Annotated in this window: 12 protein-coding genes; 7 read left to right on the top strand and 5 right to left on the bottom strand. The window is 74.0% G+C overall.

Annotation, left to right across the window (positions count from 1 at the left end):
* Positions 1-2: 2 nt before the first annotated feature.
* From DSM104299_RS26595 to DSM104299_RS26610, 4 genes are read left to right on the top strand one after another with little or no spacing between them, the layout of a single operon-like run.
* Positions 3-407, top strand: a complete 405-nt coding sequence (locus DSM104299_RS26595; protein WP_272474694.1) for a GtrA family protein — start codon at positions 3-5, stop codon at positions 405-407.
* 12 nt (positions 408-419) lie between these two features.
* Positions 420-1,223 carry a transketolase gene (locus tag DSM104299_RS26600; RefSeq protein ID WP_272474695.1) on the top strand — a complete coding sequence of 268 codons (804 nt, stop codon included), beginning with the start codon at positions 420-422 and terminating at the stop codon, positions 1,221-1,223.
* Entirely contained in the window at positions 1,223-2,146 is a 924-nt protein-coding gene (locus tag DSM104299_RS26605; RefSeq protein ID WP_272474696.1) for a transketolase family protein, read from the top strand. The genes DSM104299_RS26600 and DSM104299_RS26605 overlap by 1 nt, the downstream gene beginning before the upstream one ends.
* 4 nt (positions 2,147-2,150) lie before the next feature.
* A complete protein-coding gene (locus DSM104299_RS26610; protein ID WP_272474697.1) occupies positions 2,151-3,179 on the top strand; it encodes a glycosyltransferase family 2 protein in 1,029 nt (342 codons plus the stop codon).
* Here the strand turns inward: DSM104299_RS26610 and DSM104299_RS26615 are convergent.
* Positions 3,112-4,551 (bottom strand): hypothetical protein, encoded by a 1,440-nt coding sequence (locus tag DSM104299_RS26615; protein ID WP_272474698.1) that lies wholly within the window; start codon positions 4,549-4,551, stop codon positions 3,112-3,114. The two genes, DSM104299_RS26610 and DSM104299_RS26615, sit on opposite strands and share 68 nt — an antisense overlap.
* Positions 4,552-4,622: 71 nt before the next feature.
* On the opposite strand from DSM104299_RS26615, the gene DSM104299_RS26620 reads away from it, so the two are divergent.
* Both DSM104299_RS26620 and DSM104299_RS26625 read left to right on the top strand, forming a co-directional pair.
* Positions 4,623-5,585, top strand: coding sequence for an NAD-dependent epimerase/dehydratase family protein (locus DSM104299_RS26620; RefSeq protein WP_272474699.1), 963 nt, complete (start codon positions 4,623-4,625; stop codon positions 5,583-5,585).
* Positions 5,586-5,589: 4 nt separating this feature from the next.
* A complete protein-coding gene (locus DSM104299_RS26625; RefSeq protein WP_272474700.1) occupies positions 5,590-6,282 on the top strand; it encodes a glycosyltransferase family 2 protein in 693 nt (230 codons plus the stop codon).
* Between the two features lie 25 nt (positions 6,283-6,307).
* Here DSM104299_RS26625 and DSM104299_RS26630 read toward each other — a convergent pair whose 3' ends face one another.
* Positions 6,308-8,062 carry a hypothetical protein gene (locus DSM104299_RS26630; protein ID WP_272474701.1) on the bottom strand — a complete coding sequence of 585 codons (1,755 nt, stop codon included), beginning with the start codon at positions 8,060-8,062 and terminating at the stop codon, positions 6,308-6,310.
* Between the two features lie 166 nt (positions 8,063-8,228).
* Here DSM104299_RS26630 and DSM104299_RS26635 point away from each other — a divergent pair, with 166 nt between their 5' ends.
* Positions 8,229-10,589, top strand: coding sequence for a hypothetical protein (locus tag DSM104299_RS26635; protein ID WP_272474702.1), 2,361 nt, complete (start codon positions 8,229-8,231; stop codon positions 10,587-10,589).
* Positions 10,590-10,625: 36 nt separating this feature from the next.
* Here DSM104299_RS26635 and DSM104299_RS26640 read toward each other — a convergent pair whose 3' ends face one another.
* From DSM104299_RS26640 to DSM104299_RS26650, 3 genes are read right to left on the bottom strand one after another with little or no spacing between them, the layout of a single operon-like run.
* On the bottom strand, positions 10,626-13,955 hold the full coding sequence (locus DSM104299_RS26640; RefSeq protein WP_272474703.1) for a methyltransferase domain-containing protein: 3,330 nt from the start codon (positions 13,953-13,955) through the stop codon (positions 10,626-10,628).
* A 13-nt stretch (positions 13,956-13,968) separates the two neighbouring features.
* Positions 13,969-16,614 (bottom strand): glycosyltransferase, encoded by a 2,646-nt coding sequence (locus DSM104299_RS26645; protein ID WP_272474704.1) that lies wholly within the window; start codon positions 16,612-16,614, stop codon positions 13,969-13,971.
* Complete coding sequence (locus DSM104299_RS26650; RefSeq protein WP_272474705.1) at positions 16,611-17,837, bottom strand: glycosyltransferase family 4 protein; 1,227 nt, start codon at positions 17,835-17,837, stop codon at positions 16,611-16,613. Before DSM104299_RS26650 ends, DSM104299_RS26645 begins: the two co-directional genes overlap by 4 nt.
* Positions 17,838-17,842 lie beyond the last annotated feature (5 nt).

Consider the following 17,842-nt stretch of genomic DNA (forward strand, 5'->3'; position numbering starts at 1 on the left):
TGATGTCAAGCTTCCGCCACCGCGTGGCCGAGTTGATCCGCTTCGGCCTCGTGGGCGGGTTGAGCACGCTCATCTACCTGGGGATCTACGCCGCGCTGATCTGGGCGAGCGTCGGCCTGGTGCTCGCCGCGCTCGTCGCCTTCGCCGTCAGCGCCGGCATCGGCTACTTCATGCACCACCGCTTCACGTTCCGCACCGACGACCCGACGGCCGGCGGCATGGTCCGCTGGCTGGCCCTCCAGGGCACCGTCATCGGGATCAACATCGTGCTGCTGTCGGTGCTGGTGCACCGCGCGGGGCTCGACCGGATCGTCGCCCAGATCGTCCTCCTGCCCCTGATTCCGGCGCTCACGTACCTTGCCTCCCGGCAGCTAGTGTTCCGACCCGGGGCCACCCAGGATCGCTAAGGTCCTTTCCCCATGGACTTGCCAGAGCGCGCGTCGTTCGCGCATGCCATCAGGCGGATCGTCATCGAGCAGTCGTACCGCGCGCACGTGGGCCACATCGGGTCCGCGCTGTCGATCGCGGACCTCGTGACGGCCGTCGTCGCGGGCCCCATGCGGGGCGAGGGCGCCGATCGCGACCGCTTGGTCCTGTCCAAGGGCCACGCGGCGCTGGCGCTGTACGGCGCGCTGCACCTGCAGGGCCGCCTCGACGACGAGCAGATCGCCAGCTACTGCGACGACGGCACCCAGCTCGGCGTCCACCCGGAGCCGGGCCTGGACGGCATCGACTTCGGCACCGGCTCGCTCGGACAGGGCCTCTCGCTCGGCGCCGGCGCGGCACTCGCTGCCAAACGTCAGGGGTCGGACCGTCGCATCTACGTGATCGTGAGCGACGCCGAGCTCAACGAGGGCTCGATCTGGGAGGCCGCGATGTTCAGCGCCCACCACCGGCTCGACAACCTCACGCTCCTGGTCGACCTCAACGGCCAGCAGGCCATGAACTACACGCCCGAGGTCCTCGACCTCGGCGCCGTGGACGAGAAGTTCCGCGTCTTCGGCTGGGACGCGCAGGTCGCGCCCGGTCACGACCAGGAGCAGCTCGCGGCCGCGCTGGAGCGCGCCGCCGGCGCGACCGGCCAGCCGAGCGTCATCGTGGCGACCACCACCTTCGGGCACGGCGTCTCGTTCATGGAGTCCGTGATCGACTGGCACTACCTCCCGCTGACCGACGAGCAGTACGAGCAGGCCATGGCCGAGCTCGAGGCGGTGGCCGCCTGATGCGCAACGACTTCATCGCCGAGCTCGTCGAGCTGGCCGCCGAGGACGAGCGCGTCATGCTGCTGACCGGTGACCTCGGCTACATGGTGCTCGAGGACTTCGAGAAGCGCCACCCGGAGCGGTTCCTCAACTGCGGCGTCGGCGAGCAGAACATGCTCGGCGTCGCGACCGGCCTGGCCGAGGCGGGGTACATCCCGTTCGCCTACTCCATCGCGACGTTCGCGACGCTGCGCCCGTACGAGTTCATCCGCAACGGCCCCGCGCTGCACGACCTGCCGGTCCGCATCGTCGGCGTCGGCGGCGGCTTCGACTACGGCCACAACGGCGTGACGCACTTCGCGCTCGAGGACTACGCGGTCATGCGCACCCAGCCGTCGATCACGACCGTCGCGGCCGCCGACGCCGCGCAGGCGCGAGCCGCCGTGCGGGCCACGCGGGACCATCCGGGCCCGATCTACTTCCGCGTCAGCAAGCGCGGCGACGCCGTCCCCGGCCTCGACGGCCGCTTCGCGCTGGGCCGCCTCGAGGTCCTGCGCGAGGGCGGCGACGCCGCGATCCTGGCGATCGGCTCGATCGCGCACGCCGCGGTCGAGGCCGCCGAGCTCCTGGCGAACCAGGGCCTGCAGGCCAGCGTCGGCATCGTGTCCTCGTTCAACCCGGGGCCGGCCGACGACATCGCCGAGCTGCTGGACGGCGTCCCCGCGGTCGCGACCGTCGAGGCGCACTACCGCGACGGCGGCCTCGGCTCCTACGTGGCCGAGACGATCGCCGAGCGCGGCCTGGAGTCGCGGCTGCTGCGCTGCGCCGTGGGCCGGATGCCCGGCGGCGAGGCCGGCAGCCAGAGCTACCTCGAAGCGCAGCACGGCCTGTCGGCCCAGCAGATCGCCGAGCGCGTGCTGGCCGCCGTCGACGTCGCGAGGTGATCGCGTGAAGATCACGGCGGTCATCGCCTGCTACCGGGACGCTCCCGCCGTCCCGATCATGCACGAGCGGTTGGTCAACACCTTCAACTCGATCGGCAGCGACTACGAGATCATCTTCGTCAACGACGGCTCGCCCGACAACGCGCGCGACGTCCTGGCGGAGCTGGCCGCGCGCGACCCGAAGGTCGTCGTGGTCAACCACGCGCGGGCCTTCGGCTCGCAGAGCGCGTTCACGTCGGGCATGCGGATCGCCACCGGCGACGCCGTCGTGCTGCTCGACGGCGACCTCCAGGACCCGCCGGAGATCATCCCCGAGTTCGTGGAGAAGTGGCGCGAGGGCTACGACGTCGTCTACGGCATCCGCGTCCAGCGCGAGGCGCCCAAGCACATGCAGCTCTTCTACAAGAGCTTCTACCGCGTCTTCAAGCGCATGGCCTACGTCGACGTGCCCGTCGACGCCGGCGACTTCGGCCTCGTCGACCGCCGCGTCGTCGACGCCATCAACGCGCTCCCGGAGACGCACCGCCTGATGCGCGGCCTGCGCGCCTGGGTCGGCTTCAAGCAGGTCGGCGTCCCCTACGTCCGCCCCGAGCGGATGTTCGGCACCACCACCAACAACTTCCGCAAGAACCTCGGCTGGGCGCGGCGCGCGATCGTCTCGTTCTCCTACGCCCCGCTGGACCTCATCACCGGGCTGGCGCTCTCGATCGTGCTGCTCTCGTTCCTGGCGATCTTCGTGCAGCTCGTGCTGCGCGTGGTCGACCCGAGCGCGGCGCCGCGCGGCATCACGACCATCATCTTGATCGTGCTGTTCCTCGGCGGCATCCAGCTGCTGTGCCTGAGCATCATCGGCTCCTACCTCGCGCACGTCTACGAGGAGGTCAAGCGCCGCCCGCCGTTCGTGGTGGAGTCGATCCTCAACGCCCCTCCGGGCACGGTGCTGCCCGCGGCGCGGGCGCTGCCGGTCAGCGACCCGGTGGCGCCGGAGTCGGCACGACCGGCGCCGACGCACGTGGTCCCGCCCGGTCCCTGAGCGCGAGCACGACGGCGACGAGCAGGGCGGCGAGCGCCGCCAGCCACGCCAGCGTCATCAGGACGGAGCTGAACGACGTCGTCACGCCGCTGACGGCGTCGGGCAGGACCCAGTGCTTGTACCAGGCCCAGTGGATGATGCAGTGGTAGTAGCCGCCTGGGTTGTCGACGACCGACACCGACGTCGGGCACGCCGAGTCCGGGTCGAACAGCCCGGCCTGGGCCTGGTTGTCCCACAGGACGCCGACCTGCGACAGCACGGTCGCGACGGCCAGCGCGGCGAGCGCGACCTTCAGCGCGGTCGCCCACCGGCCGGCCGCGGACGCGACCGCCTGCAGCTCGGGCGCCAGCGTCGCGGCGCCGAAGAGCAGCAGCGCCGGCGTCAGCAGCAGCATCAGCCGCGGCCCCCACGCGATCCAGCCGAACGGCGCGTACCAGTTGGCGTAGCCGTAGGTCATGGCCAGCGCGCAGACCAGCACGACCGCGCCGGCGCCGACGGGCCGCAGGTGCTCGCGCCAGCGCCGGACCCGCGCGGCCGCCACCGCGACCATCGCCAGCAGCGCCGCGCCGGCCAGCGGCCAGAACGTCACCAGCCCGGCGTTGGGCGCCAGCCACAGCGACAGCACGAAGCGCGCCTTCAGGCCGGTCGTCGGGGTGCGCTCATAGGACTCGGAGTAGACCGCGTTGGTCAGCTGGCCGAAGCGCAGCTCGTTGAACGCGCCGGTGAGCGCGAGCGCCAGGACCGCGCCGATGCCCAGGCCGATCCAGTGGCGGCGGTCGATCCCGCGGCCCTCGATCGGCGACCACAGCAGCGCGCCGATCCCCATCAACGCGAGGAACGGCAGCGCGGTCTCCTTGGAGACCCCGGCGAGCGCGAGCGTCAGCGCGAGGACCGGCGCGGGCGCGCGCCACAGCGCGGCGGCCACGAACGCGACGCACGCGAAGGCGCCGAGCGACTCGCCGAACGTCGTCCACGCGTACCACGGCAGCGGCGAGGCGACGAGCACCACGAGCAGCGCGACGCCCAGCGCCGGCCGGGCCAGGCGCGCGAGCGTCGTGTAGCTCGCGAGCAGCATCCCGACGAACGCCGCGACGTTGAGCAGGCCCAGCGCGCGCTCGATGTCGTTGTCGCCGAGACCCAACCCGATGAACAACGTCGTCGGCAGGTACTGGAGCAGCGGGTAGGGCGCGACGTGGATCCCGCAGTTGGTCAGCGTCCCGTCGCCGAGGCAGCTCAGCCCCAGGTGGGTGCCCGCGATCATCGCGATGGTGTCGCCGGAGCGCCCGATCGGCGAGCGCACGGAGAACAGCAGGATCGCCACCGCCACGAGGCCGATCGCCGTCCAGGTCAGCTTGGCCGGCCGCTCGGTCACCGCGCCGATCGTAGTAGACGACGTCCGGCCTGGGGCTCGACGTATGATCGGATGGTGAGTCATTCGCATCCGTGCCCCCACTCCGCGTGAGAGCGCTCGTCACCGGCGCCGGCGGCTTCGTCGGCGCCAACCTCGTCGAAGAGCTCGCGGACCAGGGCCACGAGGTCGTCGCCTGGGTCCGTCCGGGAAGCGACAACTGGCGCCTGGACCACCTCGCGGGAGAAGTCGACATCGCCGACGTCGACCTGCTCGATCCCGAGGCGATCCACGGCGGCGTCGACCACGCCAAGCCCGACTGGGTCTTCCACCTCGCCGCGCACGGCGCGTACTCGTGGCAGCGCGATCCCGAGATCATCATGCAGACCAACCTGGTGGCCGCCGTCCACCTGCTGTCGGCCTGCCAGAACCGCGGCTTCGAAGCCTTCATCAACGCCGGGTCCTCATCGGAGTACGGCAGCAAGGACCGCGCGCCGCTGGAGGGCGACCTGCCCGAGCCCAACAGCGACTACGCGGTGATGAAGGCCGCGACGACGCTGCACGGCCGCTTCGTGTCCGTGCGCGACGACGTCCACGTGGTGACGCTGCGCCTGTACTCGGTCTTCGGCCCGTGGGAGCAGCCCGGCCGGCTGATGCCGACGCTCGTCGCGCGCGGCCTGAAGGGCGAGCTGCCGCCGCTGGTCTCTCCCGACACGCCGCGCGACTTCATCTCGGTGCGCGACACCAACCGCGCGTTCCTGGCCGCCGCCGCGCACACCGAGCTCGAGCGCGGCAGCGTGCTGAACATCGGGTCGGGTCGCGAGACCAAGCTGCGCGAGGTCGTCGAGGTCGCGCGTGCCGAGCTGGGCATCGCGGCCGAGCCCGAGTGGGGCACCGAGCCGCAGCGGTCCTGGGACACCGCCGTGTGGGTCAGCGACCCGTCGCTCGCCCAAGAGCGGCTGGGCTGGGTCGCCGCGGACGACGTCGCCGTCGGCTTCAAGGCCCTGGCCGACTGGCTGCGCGAGCACCCCGAGGTCCACGACCGATTCGGGATCTAGATCGATGAAGATCACGTTCCTCATCCCCGCCTACAACGAGGCCGCCACGATCGTCGCGGTGCTCGACGCCGTGGACGCGCTCGGGCTCGACCGCGAGATCCTCGTCGTCGACGACGGCTCGCAGGACGGCACGGCCGCGCTCGTCGAGCAGTGGGCGCAGGGCAACGACGGCGTCGTCCTGCTGCGCAAGGAGAACGCCGGCAAGGGCAGCGCCCTGCGCCACGGCATCCCGCACGCGACCGGCGACATCGTCGTCATCCAGGACGCCGACCTGGAGTACGACCCGCAGGACGTCCCGTCGCTGATCAAGCCGATCGTGGACGGCGCGGCCGACGTCGTCTACGGCTCCCGCCTCAGCGGCGGCGGCGCGCAGCGCGCCTACATGTTCTGGCACCTCGTCGGCAACCGCTTCCTGTCGCTGGTCACCGGCGTGCTGTTCAACACCACGCTGTCGGACATGGAGACGGGCTACAAGGCCTTCCGCCGCGAGGTGCTGCAGGCGCTGCCGCTCACCGAGGACCAGTTCGGGATCGAGCCGGAGATCACCGGCTGGATCTGCCGCCGCGGGCTGCGGATCTACGAGGTCCCGATCTCCTACTTCGGCCGCACGTACGGCGAGGGCAAGAAGATCACGTGGCGCGACGGCTTCCGCGCCCTGTGGGTGCTGCTGCGCGTCCGGCTGGCGCCCAGCGCCTAGCGTCGCAGGCGCCGCGCCGGGTCCCCTAGGTCGACGCCTGCGCGGTCACGAAGCCCGTCCCGGCCGTCGCGGTCGACGGCACCGCGACGTCGGCGAACGTCCAGCGGCCGCTGCGGCGCGTGATGCGCGGCGCCGCCGCACCGGCGACGGGCGCGCCGACCCGCGTCGCCCACTGCGCCCCGAGGCCCGCGAGCGGCGCCTCGCCGCCGTCCTCGATGACCAGCCGCGCGGTCCGCGCGGCCTTGACGTAGAACAGGTTCGCGTGCCGCTTCGGCCGCCCCGGCGCGAACGGGGTGAGCAGCACCCAGCGCCGCCCGTCCACGACGCCCGTCGAGAACCAGGCGTTGCGGTGGCCGAGGACCTTGCACTGCTGCTGCTCGTCGGCGCCGGGCAGCGGGCAGAAGCGATCGGTCGCATCGTCGGGGTAGAGCTCGTAGGACGCCTGGATCGTCTTGGGCGACGCCGTCTCGAACCACTGCTTCATGGTCATGCCGTACGACGGCAGCCAGAAGCCCTCGGGCGGCGCGATCTGACGCTGGTCGAAGAACAGGACGTCATGGGTCGAGGCGCCGGCCAGCAGCCCGTGGCGCACGGCGTCGTCGAGGTCGTCGCGCTGAGCCGCGACCTTCTCGAGCGACGAGACGATGCGCGTCCCACCCTCGGCGTTGCGCGCGGCGCTCACGCCGACCAGGACGGCGCACACGGTGGCCAGCGCGGCAACCGGGAGCCTGCGCGCCGCGGCGGCGTAGGCCAGCGTGGCGAGGACGGCCACGCCGACGACGCCGCCGAAGACCGGCAGGTAGCCCGCGCCCCAGCGCAGGTCGTTCTGGTAGCGCACGGCCAGCGAGACGAGGGCCGCGGGCAGCGTGATGAGCGCGACGGCGACGATCGCCACGGCGACGACCTGCCGGCGCTCCGGCCGCCAGCCGCGGGCCTGCGTGGCGGCCGCCCAGAGCAGCGGCAGGGACAGCAGGCCGATCAGGGCGCCGCGCAGCATCGGCGTTCGGGCGTGCGAGGACGGCAGGATGCGCGGCCCGTCGTGGCTCCAGAACGAGCTGCCGGGCAGCGTGGCGGAGAGCTGCTTGAGGAACGCCGGCACGACCTTGTCCGGCGCGAGGTTGGCGCTGTAGGAGCCGCTGGAGCTGTACTTGAGGCGCAGGTACGCCGTGACGCCGACGAAGACCACCGAGATCGCGACGGGCGCCATGGCCTTGCGCCAGGGCTGGCGCTCGGCGATGACCACCGCGACGTGGAGCACCACGAGCAGGTAGGCCGCCTCGTAGAACAGGTCGGCCGCGACGACCAGCGCCAGCGCGAGCGCGAGGCGCCACCAGCCGCCCTGGCGCAGCCACCCGACGAACAGCAGAAGCGACCCGCAGAACAGGACGACGACGCACTGGATCAGCGCCGAGTAGGCGTAGAGGACGTCGTGGTACAGGTGGATCTGGTACAGCGCGGACGTCAATGCGGCCGCCAGCAGCGCGATCTCCGTGGGCACGCGCAGCGCCATGAGCACGCGCGCCACGGCGAGCGCCGCCACGATCGTCATCACGACCAGGAACGCCTTGTAGGCGAGGCGGTCGTGGACGGTGTCCATCAGCCCGTAGTTCTCCAGCAGGCCGAGCGGGGTGAAGCGGCCCATGTAGTGCCACTGGGCGCCGATCGAGCTGTGGATGTAGCCCGAGAAGGTCTGATTGGTGTCACGGAGGTACCCGCTCAGGTTCGCGTTCGCCGCGTCGTCGAACCAGAACGGCGTCCGCAGCACGAGCTGCAACGACACGGCCTGCGCGGCAATCGCGCAGACCAACAGACCAATGCGGGCGTTCCTCGTGCTACCGCCGGGGAGACGTCTCATCGGCGCGCCACCCTAGCGGTGTACGGACGCTGAGCGCCTCGTCGTGGTCCGACGACGCGTGTCGCCCCGACCGCCCTGTAGCCTGAACCCAATGGGTGAAGCCCCGTCGACGGCCGCTGCCGCCACGTCATCCACCGCCGCTGCACCAGCCCCACCGCCCGCCGTCGCTTCCAGCACGGCGGCGGCACGTCTGCGCGCGCTGACCGACCGCTCCTGGGTGCGGGAGCTCGCCGCGCTCACGGTGGCCTGCGTGGCGTCCGTCGTCATCGCGGTCATCGCGCTCCAGCTGTGGGACTCGCCGAGCCTGCGGCTCCCGATCGCCAGCGAGAGCGACGGGCTCTTCACGCTGGGCATCTTCAAGTCGATCCACGACTTCGGCTGGATCTGGAGCAACCACGCGCTCGGCGCGCCCAACGGGCAGCAGTTCTACGACTTCGGGACGCTCGGCCCCGACAACCTGCATTGGGCGATGGCCTGGGTGCTCGAGCGCTTCGCGTCGCAGCCGGGCGTGGTCTACAACGCGATCCTGCTGGTCTCGTTCCCGCTCAGCGCCGCGTCGGCGTACGCGGTGCTGCGCTGGCTGAGCGTGAGCCGGCTCGCGGCGATCGCGCCGGCCGCCCTGTTCGCGGTGGCGCCGTACCACATCCTCCGGGGCGAAGTCGGCCATCTGATGCTCGCCGAGACGCTCGCGGTGCCGCTCGGCGTCTTCCTCGCGATCGCGATCGCGACGGGCATCCCGCTGTGGCGACGGCGCACCGGCGAGAGCCCGCGCCTGCTGCGCTGGTCCACGTGGACGTCGTGGCGCACCATCATCCTCTGCGTCCTGATCGCGTCGACCGGCGTCTACTACGCCATCTTCACGATCCTCTTCGTGGGCGTCGCGACGGTGGCGGCGTGGCTGACGACCGACCACCCCAAGGCCGTGCTGCTGACCGCCGGGGCCGTGCTCGTCGCGCTCGGCGCCGTGCTGGTCTTCAACCTCGCGCCGACGGTCCTCTACCACCAGGCGCACGGCGCCAACGCGGCCACCGGGCAGCGCAGCCCGAACGAGAGCCTGACCTACGGCCTCAACCTGATCGGCCAGGTGCTCCCGCCGCCGACGCACCGCCTGGGCGTCTTCGGGGACCTGGGCAACAAGTTCTGGGGTGAGACCACGCTGACCAGCGAGGGCCCGACCTGGGGCGGCACGCTGTCGGTGCTGGGCCTGCTGCTGCTGATGGCGAGCCTGATGGCCGCCGTCGTCGGCGGCGCCGGCAAGCGCTTCGTGGCCGATCCGCGCCTACGCGCGACCTCGCTGGTCGCGCTGACCGCGGCGCTGCTCGGCGCGACCGGCGCCGGCGGCGCGTTCATCGCGTTCATCCTGAACCCGTCGATCCGGGCCTGGAACCGGATCGGCATCGTGCTCGTCTTCTGCGGGCTGCTCGCCGCGGCCGTGGCGCTGGACGCGATCGGCCGGCGGATGAAGGAGCGCGGGCCGCGCGCGTCGTGGGCGTTCGCCGCACTCGTGCCGGTCCTGCTCGTCCTCGGCGGCTGGGACCAGACGTCGTCGTCGATGCGCCCCAACTACGAGGGCACGGCCAAGACCTGGACCAACGACGCGCACTTCGTCGACGCGGTCAGCGACCGGCTGGGCGGGAAGGGCGAGATCTACCAGATCCCCTACCTGCCCTTCCCGGAGTCGCCGCCCGTGGTCAACATGTTCGACTACTCGCCGCTGAAGGGCTACATCCACGCCAACAAGAAGCTCAAGTGGTCCTACGGCGCCATGAAGGGCCGGCCGGCCGACTGGCAGCAGGAGGCATCGGGGCTGCCGCTGCCGGTCCAGTTGCGCGCCGCCGCGCTCGCCGGCTTCGACGGGCTGTGGATCGACGCGGCCGGCTACGCGGACGTCGCGAACGAGGCGGTCACGCCGGCCCGCATCACCACGGGCGTCGAGCCGATCGTCAGCGACGACACCCGGCTCTACTTCTTCGACCTCCGCCCGCTGCGCGCCAAGCTGCAGCGCCAACTGCCGCCGGCTGAGAGCCAGGCGGTCGGCCCGGAGCTGACGCACCCGCTGGCGACCACGTTCGGGGTCGGCTTCTATCCGCCGGAGTCCGACGCCAAGCACCGCTGGCAGTGGGCGCGGGCCAAGTCGTCGATCAAGCTCGACAACCCCGACGACCAGCCGCGCGACGTCGCGTTCGACGCGCGCCTGTCGGCCGGGCGCCGCGCCGCCGTGCAGATCACGCTGGACGGCAAGCCGATCGGCACCGCGATCGCGACGCCGCTGCCGGGCCGCAAGGTCGACCAGGTCGTCCGCGTCCCGCCGGGCCAGCACGTGCTCGGCCTGAGCACCGACGCGCCGCGCACCGTGCCGTCCACGGCCGACACGCGCGACCTGCGCCTCCAGGTGCTCGATGGGCAGGTCAACGACGAGGCGATCCTCGACCTCGCCGACGTCAAGCCGTAGGCGGTGGCGGCGCCGCCGCAGCGGCGGCGCCCAGCGCTAGGCCGTCGCGACCAAGGTGTAGGCGTCGGAGCGCAGGAGGTCGACCTCCGCGTCGCCGACGCCGCGCGGGAACGTCGCCACCACGCGGCCGAAGCCCGCACCGCGCGCCAGGACGATCATCGTCTCGGGCAGCAGCGGGTGGCGGTGCGTCGGATCGGTCCAGAAGGTCTTCAGCGCGGCCGGCGCGTGCGGGTTGATCGTCTCGGCCATCAGGACGCCGCCCGGACGCAGCGCCGCGCGCGCCCCCGCCAAGAACCCCAACAACGCGTCGTACGGCAGGTGCTCGACGACGTGCATGGCCGTGACCGCGCCCAGCGAGCCGGGCTCCCGGGCCTGCAGCGCGGCGATGCCGTCGCCGACCTCGACGTCCAGCCCGGCGGCGCGGGCCTCCGCCGCCATCGACGCGTCGCTGTCGACGCCGGCCGCCTCGATCCCGGCGGCGGCGAGCAGCGCGAGCAGCTCGCCGCGGCCGGCGCCGACGTCGAGCACGGGCGCGTGGTCGGCCAGCAGCGGGACGTAGTGCTCGAGCAGCTCGTCGACGCGCTCGCGCGGGCCGCGGAAGACCGCCTCGAAGCCGGCGTAGTCCTCGGTCTCGTCGCCGCCGAAGGCCAGCACGCGGCGGCCGAGCGCAGGGTCGTCCTCGAAGGCGAAGCTGCCCGGCGTCGTCCATGGACGTGCCTGGGCGCCGTGGAGCACGGGCGCCACGTCCCGGCCGAGGGCGTCGAAACGGTGGTGCAGCGCCTCCAGCCCGCGGCCGACGGCGGTGATGAGCTCCTCGAGGCGCGCGATCCGCGCGTCGACCGCGTCGAAGCGCGCGCCGACGCCGTCGAGGCGGGCGTCGAGGCGCCGGTGGCCCTTCAGCGCTGCGGCGGTCAGCGCGGCGTGCTCCTCGCGCGTGCGCGCCAGCTCGGCCGACAGCGCGTCGACGTAGCGGAGGATCTGCGTGTCGAGCTCGGTCTGGTAGCGCACGGCCGGCGCCACGACCGAGCGGGCCACCTTGCGCGCGGGGTCCGGGCGCCCGCCGGTCTGGAACGGGCGCGACGGCGGCTCGGCCCCGGCGCGCAGCGCGTCGAGGTCCGGCGTCGTGGCCGTCAGCGTCGCCTCGGCGCGACGGACGTGGCGCTCGTCGGCTACGCGCGGGTACAGCGCGGCGAGCCGGTCGCGCATCGCGGCGCCCGCGACGGCCGGCGCGTAACGCTCGCGGATCCGGCGCTGCCCGGCCTGCGCCTTGCGCGCCGCCAGCTCCGGCGCGTCGCGGATCTCACGCAGCATGCGCGCCGCGGCGTCCACGTCCGGCTCCGCCCAGCGGCTGTCGGCGGCGTAGGGCGCGTTGCCGGGCCCGACGGCGACCAGCTCGTAGGGCACGGGCCAGCCGACGGCGTCGTCGACGAAGTCCGCGTTGCCCGACCAGCCCGTCGCCAGCACCGGCGTGCCCAGCGCCATCGCCTCGGCCAGCGGCAGGCCGAAGCCCTCGGAGCGGTGCAGCGAGACGAACACGTCGGCCGACGCGACCATCGAGTCCAGCGTCGAGCGCGCGACGTAGCGGTCCAGCAGCCGCACTCCGGGGTGGCGCCGCGCGACCAGCGACAGCTCCTGGAGCGCGCGCGGGTGCAGGTGGCCGTTGAGGTGCTTGATGACGAGCGTCGCGGGTGGGTGGGCCGAATTCCCGTCGAACGCGCGGGCGAACGCCTCGATCGCGCCCAGCGGGTTCTTGCGCGCCATGACCGAGTTGAAGTCCACGAAGGCCATCGCCAGGAAGCCCTCGGGCAGGCCGAGCGCGGCGCGCGGGCGGTCGACGACCGGCGCGACGGCGACCGGCAGCGGCATCTGCACGACCGGCACGGGCGACACGCGCTCCAGCGCCTCGCGCACGAACGACGACCCGACCCAGACCTCCTGGACCAGCGCGAACGCCTCGTGCAGCTCGTCGGGCAGCTCCGGCAGCTCCCACCACCAGTAGCCGACCGTGTAGCGGCCGTCGAAGAACGCGGGCCCGGCCTCGTGCGCGAAGCCGGGCAGGCCGTCGGCGTTGACGCAGACCACGTTGAAGGGGAACGAGACGGCCTGCGGCGCGGTCGCCTCGAAGGCCTCGGCACGCCCGGTCGGCGGCTGCAGGACGCCGGTGACCGGCAGGACCGGCACGTGCGCGGCGTCGAACGCGCCCACGAGGCTGCGCGCCACGGTCCCGATCCCCAGCGTCGACTGGAGGTAGCCGGCGAGGTTGACGCCGAACGGCGGCGGCGCGTCGGGGCGCGGGCCGGCGGTGCCGTCGTCGGGCGCGGCGCCGTGGCGGTCCAGCGCCTCCTCGGGCAGGACCCAGGCCGGGATCCGCTCCTCGCCGAGGCCGAAGACGACGGCCCAGCCGACGAAGCCGTCGCGCTGGTCGGGGTCGTTGAGGTCGCCGTAGGCGGCGTGCAGGTCGGGCCGGCCGAGCCAGACGTCGAACAGGACGCGGGAGACGCCGCCGGAGCGGTGGTCGGGATCGGGGTCGGCGAGCCAGCGGGCCAGGAGCCGGAACGCCGCCTCGTCGGCCGCGGCGCCCTCGACCGCGCCGTCGTGCAGCGCGCGCCGGAACAGGCGGCGCAGGCGGTCGTCCAGCGGCGTGCCGTCGTAGAGCGCGTCCACGCCAGTCGCCGCGGCGACCGCGGCGGGCGCCGCGCCCTCCGCGATCCGGTCGGCGCGCTCGGCGGCCAGGCGCGCCAGCGCCGGCGACGGCGTGTCGCCGTCGTCCTCGTCGTCGAGCAGGCGCGCCCAGGCGATCGCGTCGCCCGCACGCTCCTGCTCGTTCCACGGCGCGACGGCCCACGTCTCGCGGTGGACCACGACCAGCTCGTCGCGCCGCGCGGCCAGCGCCTCCAGCGGGCGCTCCGGCGCGCGCGCCTGCGCGCCCTCCGCCGCCCACCAGTCCAGCGCGGGGACGCCGCCGGCGCCGACGAGCGCCAGGAAGCCGTCGTCGCAGACGCCCGCGCCCTCGTCGCCGCTGGACGCCGCGAGCAGCGCGCCGTCCTCGGACGGCAGGTCGATCGGGCCCAGGACCACCGCGTCGGGCGCGAGGTAGATCGCGCCGGCGCCCGCGCGCCGCAGCGCGAACGGGATCAGCGCGGCCTCGAGCTCGGAGCCGCCGTAGGCGGTGGCCAGGACGCCGAACGCGGCGCCCGCGACCTCGGCGCCGCTGACGAGCGCCGCGCCGGCCGGCCCGGGCGCGGCGTCGGCCACGACGACCTCGACGCGCGCGCCGGGATGGTGGTCGCCGAACGTGGCCGCCAGGTCGAGCGCCGCGGCCAGCGTCGCGCGCCGGCAGACCGTGACCAAGGCGGCAGGCTTCATATCGGCGGCCAGCCTACTGGCGGCCGCGCCGCTCCAGGCGCGCCAGGCGGTCGCGGTCCCGCGCGCGCTCGGCCTCCAGGGTCTCGACGCGCCGCGCGAGGTGGCGCAGCGAGGCGACCAGCGCCTCGTCGAGCTGGCGCTCGGCGACCGAGTACGGGCGGATCGCCTTGAGCGCCGCGCGCTTGGCGGTGCCCTTCACGCCGCCGCCCTCGGCGTGCAGCGGGAAGCCGAGGCGCGCCTCGAGCTCGCTGAGCGGATAGGGCAGCGCCTCGTGCACCACGCCGTCGTCCTTGCGCGCCGGGATCCGCTCCAGGCGCTTGCGCGCGATGGCGCCGACCGCGTCGAGGTTGAGCTGCGCCTCGACGTCGCGGCGGCCGCGCTCACCCCGCGCCCGCGCCGCGTCGCGGTCCTCCCAGATCTCGCGCAGGAGCTGCGCGGCGTGCTCGACCGACGGCTCCGCCCACGTGCCGTTGGCCGGGTAGTGCTCGGCCTCGGGCCCGACCTCGGTGAGCGTGTAGTCCACCAGGTAGGAGTTGCTCGCCGTCATGAAGTCGACGTTGGACGAGTAGCCCGTCGCCACCACCGGCTTGCCGAGGACCATCGCCTCGGCCAGCGTCAGGCCGAAGCCCTCGGCGCGGTGCAGCGACACGTAGGAGTCGCACGCGGCGAACAGCGCGGCGAGCCGGTCGGACGGCAGCGCGCCGTCGACCATGACGACGTCGTCGCGGCCGCCGGCCGCGTAGCGCAGGCGGTCGACCTCCTGCGGGCGGAAGCGCGCGTTGGTCGTCTTGAGCACCAGCACCGGTCCTTCGCCGGGGGCGAACGCGCGTGTGAACGCCTCGATCAGGCCGAGCGGGTTCTTGCGCTGCAGCGTCGACAGGAAGTCGAAGGCGAACAGGAACGTCCACGGCGCGTCGGGGACGTCGAGGCCGTGGTCGGCGGCGATCTCGGCCGGCTTCTCGACCGGCAGCGGGACGACGACGACGGGCTTGGGCGACGCCGCGGCGACGATGCGCGCCGTGTAGGTCGAGGGCACCCAGATCTCGTCGACGAGGGCGAAGGCCTGGTCCCACCACGGCGGGATGACGTCGACCTCCCACATCCACTGGCCGACGAGGTAGCGCCCGTCGACCACGTCGGGGCCCAGCCGCTCGACGAGCTCGGGCAGCTGCGGCGCGTTGACGCACGCCAGCAGGACGTCGGGGTCCTCGACCGCGACGTCCTCGAAGGCCAGCTCGTCGTCGCGCCGGCGCGCCGTGCCGCGCTCGTCCTGCGGGCCGTCGACCGACAGCGTCACGGTGCCGTAGGGCACCGCGGCGCGGCCGAGCGCGCGCGCCATCGCCCGCGCCGCCTCGCCCAGGCCGAGCGCGCCGCGCAGGTAGCCGGCGACCAGCACCGACGGCGGCCGGCGCTGCGCCTCCGGAACCCAGTCGGGCGGCTCGGGCAGCAGCCGCGCGTCGAGGCCCAGCTCCATCCGGCCGTGCACCCAGAGCCAGCCGACGAAGCCGTCGGCGTCGGCGCCGTCGAGGTCCGGGTAGGCCTCGCGCAGGTCCTCGCGGGCCCGCCAGACGTCGTAGGTGTAGCGGTTGATCCCGGCAGGCCCGCCCTGCGCCGCCGGCTCGGCGAGCCAGGCCAGGAAGCGGTCCGCCGCGGCGGGCGCCAGCAGGTCGCCGAACTCCTCGTCCTCGTCGCGCGCCTCGGCCAGCAGGCGGCGCACGCGCTCGTCGAGGCGCAGGTGGTTGGCCAGCTCGGGGGCGGCGACGCCCAGCGCAGCCGGCGGCTCCCAGCCCGCCCCGACCAGCGCTGCGGCGCGCTCGCGGCACAGCGTCGACAGCGCGAGGTCGTCGAGGACGCGGACGCGGGTCGCGTGCTCCGAGAACCACCACGGCCGGTCGGCGCGGAAGCCCGTGAAGCGGATCAGGCGCAGCGGCTCGCCGCTGGCGAGGAGCACGCCGTCGCGCTCCGCGATCGGCCGCTCGTGGATGTTCCAGAACGACACGTCGTAGCCCGGGGCGTCGAGCGTGTCGACGCCCGCGAAGGCGCGGACGGCCGCGCCGAGCACGCTCGGGCCGGCGTCGGCGTCCGGGGCCGGACCGGCCGGCACCGACGCCGGGGTCGGCCGGCGGACCGCGTCCAGGCCGCGGGCGGCCCACCAGTCGACGAGCTTGCGCCCGCCCTCGGTGGCCCGGACCGCCAGCAGCCCGTCGTCGACGTCGCCCGCCTCCAGCAGGTCGGCAGCGTCCGGCCGCTCGCCGTCGTCGGGCAGCGAGCCGCTCAGGCGCGGGACGAGGATCGCGTCGCGGTCGGCCAGCGCGGCCTGCAGCTCGACGAGCCGCCCGCGCACCTCGGCGTCGGGCGGCAGCAGCAGGACGCCATCGGCGCCGCCGTCGAGCAGGCGCGCCACGAGCAGCGCCCGCGCCGCGCGCCCGATCGCGGTCGGGGACTTGTCCCAGATCGCCTCCAGCAGGTCGTCGTCGCCCAGCGCCTCGACGTCCAGCGTCGTCATGCCCTCCTCGCCGCGCAGCGGCGCGACCGCGCCGGGCAGCGCCAGGACGGTCAGCGCCAGCTCCGGGTGATGCCGGCGCAGCGTGGCGGCCATGAGGCGGACGGCGGGGGCGTCGTCGGCGCCCGCGACGGTGGCGGCGTGCGTCAACGTCATGGTGTGAGGGAGGTCCTTTCGATGGGGGCGCGGTCCAGCCAGCGCCGTGCGATGACGGGCCAGTCGAAGCGCTCGAGGACGTGCTCGTGCGCGCGGCGCACGCGGCGCGCGGTCGCGTCGGCCGGCTCGTCGCGCACGGTGGCCAGCGCGGCGGCCAGGCCGTCGGGCTCGGCCTCGACGTAGTGCTCGCCGGGCGTCATGTCCAGCCCGCGAGCGCCGAACGCGGAGGAGACCAACGGCACGCCGGCGCCGGCGTACTCCAACATCTTCAGGTTGGTCCCGGACCCCGACATCATGGGGTTGAGCGCGACGTCGGCCAGCGCCAGGACGTCGCGCAGGAAGCCCTCGTGGACCGGGCCGGTGACGTCCACGTTGGCCGGGACGGCGTCGGGCTTCAGCGCCTGGCCGGCGCTGCCGACGAGCAGGAAGCGCGCGTCCGGGAGCGCGGCGGCCGCGGCGCAGACGGCCTCGGCGGCCTCCAGGTTGGGTCCGTGCCAGGAGCCGACGAACAGCGCGGTGAAGCGCTCGACGCCGACGGCGCGGCGATGGGCCGCGCGCGCCTCGGGGTCGACGTAGGGCACGTGCTCGGCCTCGTAGCCGTTGGGGACGACCGCGACGTGCTCGGGGTCGGCGCCGAACAGCGCGACGAGGCGGTCGCCGTCCCGCGCCGAGCAGGTGAGGATCTGCGCGGCGCGGTCGCAGGCCAGCGCCTCGGCCGCGCGCACGGAGGCCAGCGCCTCGGCGGCGGCGTCGGCCTCGACGCCCGCGAGCAGCGCGGCCTTCAGGTCGGTCTCGACGTCCTGGGCCTCGTAGAGCAGCGGCAGGTCCGGCGCGGCGTCCAGCAGCGCGGCGGTCGCGTAGGGGTGGCAGGCCACGACGGCGCTGGCGTCGGCCGCCGAGGCACGCAGGGCGCCGGCGTAGTCGGGCGTGAGGTCGCCGTAGAGCGCGAGCGCGACGTCGGTGACCGGCACGTGCAGCGCGCGCTCCAGCCGGCTCTCGGCCGCGTTGTGCTCCTCGCTCTTGGGCACGCGGATCTCGCGCAGGCCCGGCCGGACCTGCGTGACCGTCGCGCGCTCCTCGCGGTCGACCAGCGCGACGACGTCGACGTCGACGCCCAGCGCCGCCGCCGCGCCGTAGAGCCCGACGACGCGCGTCTGCCCGCCGCCGCGGGCCGGATGCACGGGGAAGGTCGTGGCGACGGTCAGCTTCGGGCGCGCGCTCATGCCAG

The organism is Baekduia alba (assembly GCF_028416635.1).
GTDB lineage: Bacteria > Actinomycetota > Thermoleophilia > Solirubrobacterales > Solirubrobacteraceae > Baekduia > Baekduia alba.